The sequence below is a fragment of the Yinghuangia soli genome (genome assembly GCF_021502675.1).
GTDB classification, from domain to species: domain Bacteria; phylum Actinomycetota; class Actinomycetes; order Streptomycetales; family Streptomycetaceae; genus Yinghuangia; species Yinghuangia soli.
The window spans coordinates 142,949-156,832 of sequence record NZ_JAKFHA010000013.1 but is presented as its reverse complement, the minus strand read 5'-3'; the positions used below and the strand labels follow the sequence as shown (position 1 = coordinate 156,832).

General features: G+C 70.9%; 11 protein-coding genes and 1 tRNA gene. 3 read left to right on the top strand and 9 right to left on the bottom strand.

Annotated features, from left to right (window positions below; translation table 11 throughout):
- Window positions 1–87: 87 nt before the first annotated feature.
- A tRNA-Met gene (locus LZ495_RS22145) sits at window positions 88–164 on the bottom strand.
- A 137-nt stretch (window positions 165–301) separates the two neighbouring features.
- Window positions 302–3,322, bottom strand: a complete 3,021-nt coding sequence (locus LZ495_RS22140) for a UPF0182 family membrane protein (protein WP_235054641.1) — start codon at window positions 3,320–3,322, stop codon at window positions 302–304.
- 233 nt (window positions 3,323–3,555) lie between these two features.
- Between LZ495_RS22140 and LZ495_RS22135 the strand changes: the two genes are divergently transcribed.
- Window positions 3,556–4,077 (top strand): PPA1309 family protein, encoded by a 522-nt coding sequence (locus LZ495_RS22135; protein ID WP_235054526.1) that lies wholly within the window; start codon window positions 3,556–3,558, stop codon window positions 4,075–4,077.
- A gap of 99 nt (window positions 4,078–4,176) precedes the next feature.
- Here the strand turns inward: LZ495_RS22135 and LZ495_RS22130 are convergent, their stop codons facing one another.
- From LZ495_RS22130 to LZ495_RS22115, 4 genes are all read right to left on the bottom strand, one after another.
- Window positions 4,177–5,229, bottom strand: coding sequence for a YlbL family protein (locus tag LZ495_RS22130; protein ID WP_235054525.1), 1,053 nt, complete (start codon window positions 5,227–5,229; stop codon window positions 4,177–4,179).
- A gap of 10 nt (window positions 5,230–5,239) precedes the next feature.
- Window positions 5,240–5,530, bottom strand: coding sequence for a hypothetical protein (locus tag LZ495_RS22125; protein WP_235054524.1), 291 nt, complete (start codon window positions 5,528–5,530; stop codon window positions 5,240–5,242).
- A 193-nt stretch (window positions 5,531–5,723) separates the two neighbouring features.
- Window positions 5,724–6,152, bottom strand: a complete 429-nt coding sequence (locus LZ495_RS22120; RefSeq protein ID WP_235054523.1) for a molybdenum cofactor biosynthesis protein MoaE — start codon at window positions 6,150–6,152, stop codon at window positions 5,724–5,726.
- A gap of 112 nt (window positions 6,153–6,264) precedes the next feature.
- Window positions 6,265–7,371: an NAD-dependent epimerase/dehydratase family protein gene (locus LZ495_RS22115; protein ID WP_235054522.1), complete on the bottom strand. Its 1,107-nt coding sequence runs from the start codon at window positions 7,369–7,371 to the stop codon at window positions 6,265–6,267.
- Between the two features lie 327 nt (window positions 7,372–7,698).
- Between LZ495_RS22115 and LZ495_RS22110 the strand changes: the two genes are divergently transcribed.
- Both LZ495_RS22110 and LZ495_RS22105 read left to right on the top strand, forming a co-directional pair.
- Complete coding sequence (locus tag LZ495_RS22110; protein ID WP_235054521.1) at window positions 7,699–9,237, top strand: zinc-dependent metalloprotease; 1,539 nt, start codon at window positions 7,699–7,701, stop codon at window positions 9,235–9,237.
- 675 nt (window positions 9,238–9,912) lie between these two features.
- Complete coding sequence (locus tag LZ495_RS22105; protein WP_235054520.1) at window positions 9,913–10,458, top strand: NUDIX hydrolase; 546 nt, start codon at window positions 9,913–9,915, stop codon at window positions 10,456–10,458.
- A gap of 69 nt (window positions 10,459–10,527) precedes the next feature.
- Here LZ495_RS22105 and LZ495_RS22100 read toward each other — a convergent pair whose 3' ends face one another.
- Genes LZ495_RS22100 through LZ495_RS22090 form a run of 3 tightly spaced genes read right to left on the bottom strand, consistent with a single transcriptional unit; the run spans window position 10,528 to window position 13,683 of the window.
- Window positions 10,528–11,280 carry an AIM24 family protein gene (locus LZ495_RS22100; protein WP_235054519.1) on the bottom strand — a complete coding sequence of 251 codons (753 nt, stop codon included), beginning with the start codon at window positions 11,278–11,280 and terminating at the stop codon, window positions 10,528–10,530.
- A 14-nt stretch (window positions 11,281–11,294) separates the two neighbouring features.
- Window positions 11,295–11,975 carry an AIM24 family protein gene (locus LZ495_RS22095; protein ID WP_235054518.1) on the bottom strand — a complete coding sequence of 227 codons (681 nt, stop codon included), beginning with the start codon at window positions 11,973–11,975 and terminating at the stop codon, window positions 11,295–11,297.
- A 7-nt stretch (window positions 11,976–11,982) separates the two neighbouring features.
- The gene (locus LZ495_RS22090) at window positions 11,983–13,683 is read right to left on the bottom strand and encodes a TerD family protein (protein WP_235054516.1); all 1,701 of its coding nucleotides are present in this window, start codon (window positions 13,681–13,683) and stop codon (window positions 11,983–11,985) included.
- Window positions 13,684–13,884: the final 201 nt, after the last annotated feature.

Sequence of the window (13,884 nt, the reverse complement as noted above, 5' to 3'; positions counted from 1 at the left end):
GGCCCGCGGTGCCGACCCGGACCTCACGTCCGGATTCCGCCGGGACAAAGCGAAAGACCCGGTCCATGAGGACCGGGTCTTTCGACGTGGTAGCGGGGACAGGATTTGAACCTGCGACCTCTGGGTTATGAGCCCAGCGAGCTACCGAGCTGCTCCACCCCGCGTCGGTATGCCTTAACCATACGCGATCGCCTCCGCGAACGCCAACCGGGTTGCCCCGGGGCCCGCCGCACGGAGCGGAGGGCCCGGGACAACCCGGTCGGGCGCACTGCTGCGGACCAGGGCGGTCCGCCGGGAACCGCTACGGAGCAGGGCTTCCGGTCGGTGCCGGGGTGCCTTGCTTCGCGGCTGCCGCGGCCTCGGCCTGGATCGCCCGGTTGAGCGCTTCGATCAGTTCCTTCTGGGCCTGGCCGTACGTCGCCCAGTCGCCGGCCTTCATGGCGGCGTCCGCCTTTTGCGCGGCCTTCTGGGCGTCGTTCAGCGCCGCCTTCACCGACGGGTCGGTCGGCTGGCCGGTGACCGGTGGCGGCGTTGTGCCGCCCGGCGCGGGGGTGGTCGCCCCCGGCGTCGGGGTGGCCCCGGGCGTCGGCGTACCGGTGCCCGGCACCGTCGGGTCGGTGGTCTTGCTCGGCGGCGCGCCCTTGAACAGCACCGCGAGTGCCTTCTCGAAGGTGTCCTCGAAGGCGACGTTGTTGCCGTACGCGGCCAGCACCTTCCGCATCAGCGGATAGGAGTTCGCCGCCGAGGCTCTGACGTACACCGGCTCGACGTACAGCATGCCGCCGCCCACCGGGAGGCTCAGCAGGTTGCCGTAGACCACTTGCGAGTTGTTCAGCTGCAGGACGTTGAGCTGCGCGCCGACTTCCGTATTGGACGCGAAGACGTTCTGCATCTGTTCAGGCCCGTTGATCGCGGTCGTCGACGGCAGGCTCAGCAATCTGAACTTGCCGTAGTCCGGTCCCGGTTGCGCATTCACGGCCAGGAAGGCCGCCATGTTCTGCCGCTGGTTCGGCACGAATGCACTTGTCAGCCGGAACGACTGCGCCGATTCGGCGGGCTGTCCTTCCGCGGCCGGCATCTTCATCGACAGGTAGTACGGCGGCTGCTCGCCGCCGGCCTGCTTGGCCGTCGTCGGGTCCTGCGGGACCTTCCAGAAGTCCGAGCCGTTGAAGAACGTCCGCGCGTCGGTCACGTGGTAGCGGGTGAGCATCTCGCGCTGCACCTTGAACAGGTCCTGCGGGTAGCGCAGGTGGTTCATCAGGGCCGGCGAGATCTTGCTCTTCGGCTCGACCGATCCCTTGAACGCCTTCATCCAGGTCTTGAGGACCGGGTCCTGCTCGTCCCACTGGTAGAGCACGACCTTGCCGGAGTAGGCGTCGACCGTGGCCTTGACCGAGTTGCGGATGTAGTTGACGTTGCCGGTGTTGCCGACCGTGCCGCGCTTCTGGTCGGCGCGGACCGCGGAGTCCGTGGTCGCGTCGCCCACCGTGGTGCGCGTCGAGTACGGGTAGCCGTTCGTCGTCGTGTACGCGTCGACGATCCACAGGATGCGGCCGTCGACCACCGCCGGGTACGGGTCGCCGTCGATGGTGAGCCACGGCGCGACGGCCTCGACCCGCTCCTTCGGCGTGCGGTTGTACAGGATCTTCGACTTCGAGTTCAGCGAGTCCGACAGCAGGATGTTGCCGTCGCCGAACTTGGTCGCGTACAGCAGCTTGTTGAACGTCGACCCGATCGGGACGCCGCCGGAGCCGTCGTACGTGTAGACCGCCTGACCGCCCGGGAGCTTCTCGTCCGGGTAGTCGATCTCGGTGGGAGCGGTGCCCGACGGGGCGCCGACGATGGAGTACGTCGTCGTGGTCTCACCGAAGTAGATGCGCTGCTCGTACTTGCCGAGCGGGCTGTCCGCACCGTCCGGGGTGATGTTCTGGACGATGAACTCCGGCTTGCCGTCCGCGGTGAGCCGGTTGCCGTCGGCCGCGACCACGCCGTACCCGTGGGTGTACTTGGTGTGGTCGTTGACCCAGTTGCGGTTCGGGATCCCGTTCGGGTTCAGCTCCCGCAGCGCGATGACGGTGTCCTGCGTCTTGTTGTCGATCGCGTAGCGGTCGACGTCCAGCGTGCGGTTGAAGCCGTAGAACTGCTTCAGCTGCTGCAGCTGCTGGAACGTCGGGCTGACGATGTTCGGGTCCAGCAGACGCACGCTGGCCGCGCCCGCGGCCTCGTCGGCGAGTCCGGCCCGGGTGTCGACCGAGCCGGCGTAGCCCTCGGCCTTCACATCCGCTATTCCGTACGCGTCCCGGGTCGCGGCGATGTTCCGGTCGATGTACTTGGCTTCCTTGGCCTGCGCGTTCGGCTTGACCTGGAAGCGCTCGACGATGAACGGGTACAGGCCGCCGATCAGCACCGCGGAGAGCACCATCAGGCCGAAGCCGACGATGGGCAGCGCCCACGTGCGCCGGAAGACGTTCACGAAGAACAGCACCGCGCAGATGAGCGCGACGATGAACAGGATCGTTTTCGCGGGCAGCACGGCATTGGCGTCCGTGTAGCGCAGGCCGGTGAACTGGCTGGCGTCCTTGAAGTCACCCGAGTGGACCGCCAGCGAGTAGCGGTCGAGCCAGTACGCGATCGCCTTGAGCAGCACGAACAGGCCGAGCAGCAGCGACAGGTGGGCCTGCGCCGCGGGAGTGGCCCGGGCACCCGGGCTCTGCACCCGGAGGCCGCCGTACAGGTAGTGCGTGAGCACCGCGACGATCAGGCCGACCACGACCGCGACGAACCCGAAGTTCACCAGGAACCGGTAGAACGGCAGGTCGAACGCGAAGAACGAGACGTCCTTGTCGAACTGCGGGTCCTTGATCCCGAACGACACGCCGTTGACGAACTGGAGCCATGTGCCCCAGTGCCCGGATGCCGAGGTGCCCGCGATGATGCCGACGATCACCGACAGGCCGATGAGGATCCACACGCGGAACGGCGCCAGCGCCGAGCGGTAGCGGTCGAGGCTCTGCTGCTCCATCGACATGCCGCGGAACGCCGGCCGGAGCCGGTACGCGAAGTACATATTGAGACCGACGGCGGCCGCCATGAGCAGACCGAACACCAGGAACAGTCCCAGGCGCGTCCACAACCTGGTGGTGAAGACGTCGCCGTAGCCGACCGACTTGTACCAAAGCCAGTCCGCCCAGAAATTCGCGAACAGAACCCACGCCACGGCCAGCACCAAAATGACGGCCAGCGTGAGCAGGAGTGTTCGCAGTCTTTGGGAAGGGGCTCCCAATCTGATGCGGCGACCTCCTGCGTCGCCGCGTTCGGGCATCTGAAAAACCAAGGGTGCGCACCTCGATCATTACCTGGTTGCGCCCGGTCGGCGCTCGACACGTCAACTTACCGAGCCCGGCCAGGGTTCCCCACCGACACGGCGTAACTGTCGGGAGGTCGGGACCTTCGGGGTGCCCGGTGCGGACGTTCGGAGCAAGCGCCCGGTACAGGCGGTCTCCGGCGGCCGGTCCGCGGGCGGCGCGCTCGGGTGCGTCCGGGATGATGGGGGGCATGACCGTTGCACTCACCCAGGCCGTCGTCGAGATCGAACGCCACGTCTCGGCATTCGGGTGGGACCAGCCCGCCCGCCTGTACGCGCTCGTCGACACCGCCGCGCTGATCCGCTCCGAACCGCAGCTCGCCAAGGACCTCGGCCTGGCCGCCGAGGAGGGCGCGTCGACGCTGACCCCGATCGAGCAGGACGAGATCCCGGCCGAGACGCCGGTCGACGAGTTCCTGGCCGGCATCGCCTGGCCCGAGCCGGTGGCCGGCTGCGCGCTGGTGCTGGAGCGGCTCATGCTGCCGCCCGCCGCGGAGGCCGAGATGCCGGCCACGGGGTCGGACGAGGAGATCGCCGCGTGGGTGGCGGCCCGGCCCGACAAGCAGGAGGTCCGGATCGCGGTCGGCGTGCTGCGCGACGGCACCCGCGAGTCGGTCGTGCGGCTGCGCGACAAGGACTCCGACCTCGAAGTGCTGTCCGGTGCGGACCTGGTGCCCGGCCTCGCCGAGGCGCTCCAGGCGACGTTCGCCTGACGCCTTCCCCGCCGGACCACGGCGGGACCACAGCAGAACCACGGCAGAACCGCGGCAGGACCGCCGCAGGCGCTGGACGACGCAGCGGGTCCGCGCCGGTCAGCCCTGGCACTCCTTGAGGGTGCCCTGACCGGTGCGGATCACGTCGAGCGCGGACATCGCGTCGTCCAACGAGCCGACCTCGACGAGCGTCAGGCCGCCCGGCTTGTTCTTGACCGCCTCGACGCAGTTGGCCTTCGGGGTCAGGAAGTACTTGGCCCCGGCGCGCTGCGCGGCGATGGTCTTCATCTGCACGCCGCCGATCGGGCCGACCTTGCCCTCGTCGGTGATGGTCCCGGTGCCGGCCACGAACTTGCCGCCGGTCAGGTCGCCGGGGCTGAGCGTGTCGACGATGCCCAGCGCGAACATCAGGCCGGCGCTCGGGCCGCCCACGTCCTCCAGGTGGATGGTCACCTTGAAGGGGAACTTGGGCAGTTCGCCGGGGGTGATGCCGACCACCGGGCGCCCGTCGTCCTCGGCCGCGACGGTGGTGACCGGGATGGTCTTCTCGGTGCCGCGCGCGTCCGCCGGGTCGACGGTGAACTGCACCGTCTCGCCCGCCTTGTGCTTGGTGATCACCGCGCCGACCTCGGCCGGCGTCTTGACCGGGACGCCGTCCACGGACCGGATGATGTCGCCGGCGTGCAGCAGCCCGGTGGCCGGCATGTCCTTGGCCACCTTGGCGACGACGACCTGCTCCTCGATCGGGATGCCGAGTTCCTTGAACGCCGCGATCTTGGCGTGCTCCTGCGACGAGGTGAACTCCTCGGCGTTCTCCTGCTCGACTTCCTTCTCGGTCTTGTCGTCCGGATACAGGTCGGTCTTCACGGTGATGTCGGCGTCGTCCTGGAACCAGCCGACGAACGCCTCGAGCAGCGGCATGTCGTAGCCCTTGCTCGTGACCGACACGGTCGTCATGTTCAGGTGCCCGGTCGTCGGGTAGGTCTGCGCGCCCTCGACCTCGATCACCGGCTTGCCGCGGTAGTCGCCCAGGGTGTTCACCGTCGGGCCGGGGGTGAGTTCCCCGTACGGCACCGGAGTGACCGCGGCGGCGAGGGTCAGGGCTATGAACAGCAGTCCGGGAACGACCAGGGTGGCTGCACGTCGCGACATGTGCGCGACATTACGGCACGTCGCCGCGCCCGGCAGCGCGGGGCTCGGTGGCGTTCGGGTTGCGGGGCGGCCTTGTGACCTGCGGCGCGGCGGTCCGGACGCTGCCCTGCGGGGCGGTCGGCGGGTGCGCTTCGAGGTCGACGTCGACGACCCGGGTCAGCACCGCCTGGAACTGCTCGTAGCGGGCCACCGTGTCGTACATCGCGGCGGGCTTCCGGGTGCGGCCGCGCCACGTGGTCCACAGCACGATGAGCAGCAGCGCCACCGCCGGAATGGCCCACCAGCCTGCGATCGACGCCATGACGCACCCCCGCCCGAAGACCAACGGATTAGTGCGTTAATCGTATCTTTTGGTGACCCGGGCTGCATTTCGGAAAAACGCCGGAATCACCCGACCTGCCCAATCCTACGGGGAGTTCGCCGGGTGCCGGTCCGTCTCGGGGGTGCTCCGCGGTCGGTCCGTGGTCGGTCCGCGGCTGTCTCCGGGGCCGCCGTCAGCAGGCGCCGACCCACTCCGTCGTGCCGTCCGCGAAGTGCTGGTGCTTCCAGATCGGCACCTCGTGCTTGAGGGTGTCGATGAGCCGGCGGCACGCCTCGAACGCCTCCCCGCGGTGCGGGCAGGACACCGCGACGATCACCGCGATGTCGCCGATCTCCAGGCTGCCGATCCGGTGCACCGCGGCCAGCGCCCGGACCGGGAAGTCCGCGGCCACCTTCTCTGCGACCCGGCGCAGCTCGTCCTCGGCGCTGGGATGCGCGGAGTACTCCAGCTTCGTCACGTGCTTGCCGCCGTCGTGGTCCCGCACCGTGCCCACGAACAGGTCGGTGCCGCCCGCGGTGCGGTCGCCGACCGCGGCGAAGACCTCGTCCAGCGAGAGCGGCGTCTCGCGGATGCCGAGCAAGCGGATCACATCGGTGCTCATCGTGCGTACCTTCCTGCCTCCGTGCCGATCCATGCCGACATCCCGATGCGGCGCAGTATGCCCCGCCCCGGGCCGTACCGGTACGACCGGTCCCCCGGAGCGGGTCCAACCCTCAGATGCCGCGCCGCTTGCGCACCTTCCGCACGATGGCCGCGGTGCCGATGAGCGCCACGGTGGCACCCGCCGCACCCAGAGTCGTGGCGTCCTTGCGGCCCAGGCGCCGGGCGACCAGCGCGTGACGTCCCGCGACGTCCTCCAGGAGGGCCGCGAACGCCAGCTCGTTGGTCCACAGCGGGCGCCAGCCGGCCGCGCGGAGCCGGGTGGAGGGCACCACCCAGCCGTGCATCGCGTACGCCAGATCGCCGGCCGGCGCCGGGGTCAGGCCGAGCCGGTGCAAGCGCTCCGCGGTGCCCAGCGCGAGGGTCGCGGGCAGCTCCATCCGGCGCATACCGGACAGCTCCTCGATCTCCTCCTGCTCCAGCCACCCCTCGCTGGCGACCGTCACGACGCCCTCGACCTTGCCGAGCGCGGCGTACACCAGCGCCTCGGCCAGGTCGTCGACGTGGCAGAACTGCCAGCGCGGGCGGCTGCCGGACACCACCAGCAGGCGCGGCGCCTCGAAGTGCCGGGTCATGACGCTGTCCGCCTCGGGACCGCCGACCAGGGTGGCCGGCCGGACCACGGTGACGTTGAGTGCGCGGTGCGCACGCGGCGCGCGGGCGGCCAGCTCCTCGATCTCCAGCAGGTCGCCGACCAGCGAGGCGTCCGCGGTGGCCTTGAGCGGGGCGTCCTCGTCCAGCGGCGTCTCGTTCTCCGGCAGCGCGCCGTAGACCATCGCCGAGGTGCACAGCACGACACGTGGCACCCCGGCCGCCGCGGCGGCGGTCAGGACCGTCTGGGTGCCGCGGACGTTGCGCGCGCCGCGGGCCCGCGGCTCGGAATCCAGCGACATGTCCAGCGCCAGGTGGACCACGACGTCGACGCCGTCGAGCCGGCTCGCCAGTGCCGGATCGCGGACGTCCATGATCCGCCACTGCGCGCCGGGGATGTCCCCGCGCCGCTCGTCGATCGCGACCAGCCGCTTGATCTGCTCGTGCTCGGACAGCAGCAGCGCCACTCGGTGGCCTATCCCGGAAGCCGCGCCGGTGACCGCGACGACCGGGCGCGCACCCGGGCCCATCCCGCGTCGGGGCGTCTCGATGTCGACCTCCTGGGGCATCTCGTCGGACGGCTGCGCCGACCGGTCCCGCCCACTCCGCCCAGAGCGAACGTGCGGAGGCTGGGAACTCACTGACCGCCTCCCGTGGTTAGTTTGGTATGTGCGGCTGCTCTACGTTTACCGAGGAGTACGCGTCCGGAACGGCCGCACGCGACGCAGCATCCGCAATCCATCCTGCCCGAGGTGTGGCCATGACCATGACGCGAGGCGCCGAAGCGCGCCCCGCCAGGTCCCGTGCCCACGCCCCCGGGCAGCTCAAACGAGGCGCGGCCGGCCCAGCAGGCCGCCGCCATACCCCCGGCGACGGGGGTCGGCACGGAGGTTGTCATGGGTGACTTCCCCTTCGGTTTCGGAAAGCCGTCGGGCGGCAACGATCCCGACCGCGACCCTGACTCCTCCGACGCGTCAGGCGGGTCCGGGAGTTCCCCCGGGTTCGGATTCGGCGACAGCTCGGGCGGGTCGTCGGGCGGCGGCAAGGGTCCGGGCGGACCGCTGGGCCCGGGCGGGCCGGGCGGCTTCGACCCGTTCGGCGGCGACCCGGACAACCCCTTCGGTGCGCTGTTCGGCAACATGAACCCGGCCGACCTCGGCGCCGCGTTCCAGCAGCTCGGCAAGCTGCTCTCGTACGAGGGCGGCCCGGTCAACTGGGACCTCGCGCACGACATCGCCCGGCAGACCGTGGCCCAGAAGGGCGGCGACGCGAGCATCGGGCAGGTCGACCGCAGTGCGGTCGAGGAGGCGGTGCGGCTGGCCGAGCTGTGGCTCGACGAGGCCACCCCGCTGCCCTCCGGGGCGAGCACCACGCTGGCCTGGAGCCGCGCGGAGTGGATCGAGGCGACCCTTCCGCAGTGGAAGGACCTGGTCGAACCGCTGGCCACCCGGGTGGTCAGCGCCATGGGCGAGATGATGCCCGGCGAGATGCAGCAGATGGCCGGGCCGCTGATCGGCATGATGCGCGGCATGGGCGGCGCGATGTTCGGCGCCCAGGTCGGCCAGGCGCTCGGTGCGCTGGCCGGCGAGGTGGTCGGCTCGGCCGACATCGGCCTGCCGATCGGCCCCGCGGGGCGCGCCGCGCTGCTGCCCGCGAACCTGGCCGCGTTCGGCGCGGGCCTCGGCCTGCCGCAGGACGAAGTACGCCTGTACCTGGCCCTGCGCGAGGCCGCCCACCAGCGGCTCTTCGCCCACGTGCCGTGGCTGCGGCAGCACCTCTTCGGTGCGGTCGACGCGTACGCGCGCGGCATCAAGGTCGACATGAGCCGCCTCGAAGAGGCCGCGGGCCGGCTCGACCCGACCAACCCGGAGGCCCTGCAGGAGGCCTTCACGCAGGGTCTGTTCGAACCGGAGGAGACCCCGCAGCAGAAGGCCGCACTGGCCCGCCTGGAGACCGCGCTGGCGCTGGTCGAGGGCTGGGTCGACGCCGTCGTGCACGCTGCGGCTGCGCCGCGGCTGCCCTCCGCGGACGCGCTGCGCGAGACCCTGCGCCGCCGCCGGGCCACCGGCGGCCCGGCCGAGCAGACGTTCGCCACCCTGGTCGGCCTGGAGCTGCGCCCGCGCCGCCTCCGCGACGCCTCGCGCCTGTGGGCCTCGCTCGCCGACGCCCGCGGCATCGAGGGCCGCGACGCGCTGTGGGCGCACCCGGACATGCTGCCCACCGCAGACGACCTGGACGACCCGGACGGCTTCGTGCACCGCGAGGAACTGGACCTGTCCGGCCTGACCGCCCAGCTGGACGCCGACCTGGAGGCCCTGGACGCCAAGGCCGCCCAGGCCGCCCAGGCCGAAAAGGACAAGAACGACAGCAAGGACGACACGAGCGAGGACGGCCAGGGCAAGGCGGACGAAGACGACAAGGGCACGCCCGCCTGACCCACCCGCAAGGCCCCCCGCGGCACCTGGCGCGCTTCCGCGCCGGGTGCCGCGGCATTTCCCGACAGCCCTGCCGACGCGTGACTGGGCACGTCCGGGCACCACACGCACCACATCCGCCCCGCAAAGCAGCCACCCAAGCCCGTGTCCCGCCATGCGGGGACCGCGGGGCGGCAAAAGCACGAGCGGCAGGCCGGATGGAGGTGACACCGCAAGCCCTGGACCTCCGACCGAGATCCGCGTCGCTCCCGCGCCAGACTCCGCGGCGTTCCCATACCTCGGTGGAGGAACGTCTCCAGGCATCGCGCACGCAGCACATCCGCCGGCCTGTGGCACCGCCTGCCCGTCACCGGAGACAGGCGGCAAGCAGGACGGCCCGCTGTGCTCCTGCTGCGCGAGCCGCCATCTGTGGCAGGTGGGGGCGCGACCTGCCCCCATCGCTGGGGCGGCTCGTTGCGCGCGGGCGCGGCGCGGGCCCCGTCCTCAGGTGCGGTGCCGGCTGCCGGTCGTCGTCGGGGGCGTCGCGGTGCACACGAGTCGTCGCGTCGAAGTGCGTCTCGCCTGGGGGCGGCAAGCGGCGGAGCGGGGGCTGGCGTGCCTTGGCGTGTGGTCCAGGTCGCCGTCCGCGTCGCCCTGGTGGTCGGGCGGCGGCCCGTTTGCGGCAGGCTTGGGGGTATGACGCTCCATGACGACGCCCGACGGGTGCTCACCGGTTGGGTCGCGCCGGATGATGCGCAGGCCCGGTTGCGGGATGGCTATCTCGCGCACCTCGACGCCTACCCCGACGGCATGTGGAAAGCCCGGCGCGAGGGGCATCTGACCGCAAGTGCGCTGATCGTGGACCCGGTCGGCGGGCGGGCGCTGCTCACGCTGCATCCCAAGGTCGGGCTGTGGCTGCAGACCGGCGGGCACTGCGAACCGGGCGATGCGACGCTCGCCGCCGCGGCGCTGCGCGAGGCGGTCGAGGAGGGCGGCATCGACGATCTGGAGCTGCTGCCCGAGCCGGTGTGCCTGGACCGGCACGAGGTGAAGTGCGGCGGCCCGGACCTGGCCAGCGTGCACTTCGACGTCGAGTACGTCGCGGTCGCCGCACCGGACGCGCAGGCCGCGATCAGCGAGGAGTCGCTCGACCTGCGCTGGTTCCCGTTCGACGCGCTGCCCGACAAGACCGACGATGCCGTGCGCACGCTGGTCGCGCGCGCCGCCAAGCTGCTGGGCTGACACCCCTGAAACGGCTGAGGGGCGCACCCTTGCGGGTGCGCCCCTCAGCCGTGCGTATCCGTCCCGGGGTCAGCTGCCCCAGGTGTTGCCGCGCATGCCCTGCTGGCCCATGCCGCGGTTGGCCATGAAGCCGCCCGCCGAGGTGAAGGCCGTCGGCGGCAGCATCTCGCTGGGCTGCACGATGACGTAGCCCTGGCCCTGGAAGCTCAGGTTCCAGCCCTCGCCGGTGCCGCCGCGGCGGCTCCACACGCGCTGCGAGGTCAGCTGCGACTCCATGCGGGTCACCAGGCTGGTGCTCCACGCGATGACCGCGTCGGCGTCCGCGAAGACCTCCTGCTGCGGCGTGACCTGCATGACCAGCGGCTTGCCCGAGGTCATGACAGCGAGCTTGCCGGTGCCGCCGATCTCCAGGTTGTAGCCGCCGCCGACGCCGGCGATGCCCTGCTCGCTCTCGATCCGCACGACGTTCCAGCTGAGCGTCGAGTCGAGGGCCAGCACGTACTGGCCGTCCACGGTCAGGCCCTCGTTGGCGAGGTCGATGACGTGGATGGACTGCGCCATGTTCGCGAGGAACACGGTGCCGTTGCCGGAGCAGCGCATCAGGTCGAGCTGCTCGCCGGTCTGCCGCGCGGCCTGGCGCTCGCCGCCGGACTGCAGGTGGCCGTCGAAGTCGATGCCGCCGGTGAAGGCGACCATCGTGCCCTTGCGGGCCAGCACCTCGCGGTTCTGCTGGCCGAGCATGATCCGCAGCATCTGGGCGTTCTGGTGGGCCCAGCGCTCCTGCGACTGGACCTCCATGTAGCCGAACAGTGAACTCTGCATCGTCTCTCCCCCGCTCAGCCGCGGATCTTGAAGCGGTCGGTGGAGTCCTCGGAGGGCTGGACGACGACGAAGCCGGCGCCGCTGAACGCGACCTGCATGGCCTCGCCGGTGCCGCGGCCGACCAGCGCACCCATGCGCGCCGAACGCTTGCTCTTGATCCGCAGGCCGGTCGACCAGGCCACCAGGGCGTCCGGGTCGACGCAGGTCTCCTGCTGCGAGGGGTCGAGGACGACCGGCGTGCCGCGGGTGGTGATGGCCACCCAGCCGTTCCCGGTCAGCGTGATGTTGGTCATCCCGTTGCCGCTGAACTTGTTGGCGATGCCGGAGACGAACTCGATCGACTTCGTCAGCTGCGCGTCGAAGGCGAGGATGTTCGAGCCGTTGACCGAGATGCCGTTGCCCTGGAGCTGCAGCATCACCACGTCGGCGCCGTAGTCGGCGAGGTACAGGTCGCCCTGCCCGGAGCACTGCATGAGCTCGAGCGTCTCGCCCGCGGCCCGGCCGCGCATCCGCGCGCCGCGGTTCTCGCGGTACGGGGAGTAGGTGATGAAGCCGTTGTAGGCGATCATCGAGCCCTGCTTGGCGAACAGGTCGTAGCCCTGCTGCATCGCGACGCGGCAAATCTTGTTGCCGTGCGGGCTCATCCGCCCGACCGGCGCCTGCTGGCCGTACGCGGCCATCATCTGCTGGTTCATGGTCCCCTCACACCTCGTACGGCTGGACGACGATGAAGTGGCCCTGCATGCCCCGGAACTGCAGCGAAACCGTCTCGCCGCTGTGCCCGGGGTACGCCGTACGACGCACGCGTACCGCCGTGCTGGTCGACACCTGCATGCCGTGCGTCCACGCCACGATCGCGTTGGTGTCCGCGAAGGTGGGGGCGCCCGGGTTGACCGGCAGCACCATCGGGATGCCCATGGTCTTGACGACCACGGTGCCGTTGCCGCTGAAGGTCTGGACGAACAGGCCGCCGCCGGGGATGCCCTGGCCCTCGATGCGCTGCACCTCGAGCGTGAGGCCCTCGTCCCAGCACAGGACGTTGGCGGCGTTGACGCACAGCCGGTGCCCGGCCAGCTCGACCAGGTGCAGGTTGGCGGCGTCCTCGGCGAAGAACACCTCGCCGTCGCCCTCGCACCGCATGAGCTCCATGGACTGGCCGGTCTGCCGGTTCTCGAACCGGCCGCGCAGGCTCTGGCCCTGGAACTTGAAGTCGACCTTGCCCTGGTAGGCGACCATCGAGCCCTGCTTGGCGATCACCTTGACGGTGCTGCCGGCCAGGCTCGCGCGGATCATCTTCGGGTTCTGCTGGACCCAGCGGCCCTGGCCCTGGACCTCGCGGAACTGGTCGAGGCCGAAGCCGTACTGGGCCTCCATCGGCAGTCCGGCCGGGCCCATGCCGGCCTGGTTCATGCCGCCCTGCGCGGTGCCCAGCGCCATGCCGGGCTGGCCGGGCATGCCCTGCGGGGGCATGCCGGGCTGCGGCATCCCGGGCTGGCCCGGGTACTGGCCGGGCATCTGCTGCCCCGGCATGCCGGGAGCGGGCGGCGCCATGTGGCCCTGCGGGGCCATGCCCTGCGGCGGCATGCCCTGCGGGGGCATCCCTTGCGGCGGCATCCCCTGCGGGGGCATGCCGGGCTGGCCGGGGAACTGCCCGGGCGGCTGCTGCATGGGCATCGTCTGCTGCGGCTGCGGCATCGGCATGGTCTGCTGCGCGGCCATCGGCTGCGGCGCACCCGGCGGCGGGCCGAACTGCGGCGCGGGAGCCTGCTGCGGGGGCGCCTGCTGGCCGGGCGCACCGAACGCCGGGGCGGCCTGCTGCGGCGCACCGAACGCGGGTGCGGCCTGCGGCGCCGCCTGCTGGGCCGGCTCGTCCTCGGCCGCCTCGCCGCCGAAGTTCTCAAGGAGTGCCTTGAGGCCGCCGTCGAAGCCCTGGCCGACGGCGGCGAAACGCCAGACCGACGGCTCCTTGCGGTACAAGTCGGCGATCATCACGGCGCGCTCGGTGCTGAACTCCACACCGGAGAACGCGTAGCGGACGACCTCCTGGCCGCCCACTGCGATGCGCAAGTATCCGGACGCGACCTGGGACATCTGGCCCTGGCCGTCGATCGTCGCGGTGAACGCGAGCTTGCCGATCTGCGGCGGCACCCGGTCCAGCGTCACGCGGAACGACTCCTGGTCGCCCGCCTGCGCACCGAGCAGCTGGATCGACTCCTCGGGCGACTTCGGCTGGTTGAAGAACACGAAATACCGGTCGTCGGACAACCGGTCCTGCATGTCCAGGCCGAAACAGCTGATGTCGAACGTCAAACCCGGGGCGTCAAGCCGCAGGCCGACGTACAGATCGGTTCCCGGGGTCAGATCGGACAGCTTGGCCTTCTGACCCTTCCTGAACTCGACCACCTCGTGGCTCCCTTCCCGTCAGAAGGGGCCCATCCGGGCATTGACCCCCACCGCGCACGGCACGCTACAACATCCCGACCCGGGTCGGGCCGGGCCCCTCGGCCCCGTTCAGGCCCCCGGCGGAGACTCGGTCGAGTCCCCGTGGAATCCCGACGTGAAGACGCCGTTCCCGGTTCCGTCAGAGGTGCCGTGGTATCGCAC

Bases quoted from the DNA above. Each gene is read 5' to 3' on its own strand.
- LZ495_RS22140 (WP_235054641.1), bottom strand. From the start codon at position 3,322: ATGCCCGAACGCGGCGACGCAGGAGGTCGCCGCATCAGATTGGGAGCC.
- LZ495_RS22135 (WP_235054526.1), top strand. From the start codon at position 3,556: ATGACCGTTGCACTCACCCAGGCCGTCGTCGAGATCGAACGCCACGTC.
- LZ495_RS22130 (WP_235054525.1), bottom strand. From the start codon at position 5,229: ATGTCGCGACGTGCAGCCACCCTGGTCGTTCCCGGACTGCTGTTCATA.
- LZ495_RS22125 (WP_235054524.1), bottom strand. From the start codon at position 5,530: ATGGCGTCGATCGCAGGCTGGTGGGCCATTCCGGCGGTGGCGCTGCTG.
- LZ495_RS22120 (WP_235054523.1), bottom strand. From the start codon at position 6,152: ATGAGCACCGATGTGATCCGCTTGCTCGGCATCCGCGAGACGCCGCTC.
- LZ495_RS22115 (WP_235054522.1), bottom strand. From the start codon at position 7,371: ATGCCCCAGGAGGTCGACATCGAGACGCCCCGACGCGGGATGGGCCCG.
- LZ495_RS22110 (WP_235054521.1), top strand. From the start codon at position 7,699: ATGGGTGACTTCCCCTTCGGTTTCGGAAAGCCGTCGGGCGGCAACGAT.
- LZ495_RS22105 (WP_235054520.1), top strand. From the start codon at position 9,913: ATGACGCTCCATGACGACGCCCGACGGGTGCTCACCGGTTGGGTCGCG.
- LZ495_RS22100 (WP_235054519.1), bottom strand. From the start codon at position 11,280: ATGCAGAGTTCACTGTTCGGCTACATGGAGGTCCAGTCGCAGGAGCGC.
- LZ495_RS22095 (WP_235054518.1), bottom strand. From the start codon at position 11,975: ATGAACCAGCAGATGATGGCCGCGTACGGCCAGCAGGCGCCGGTCGGG.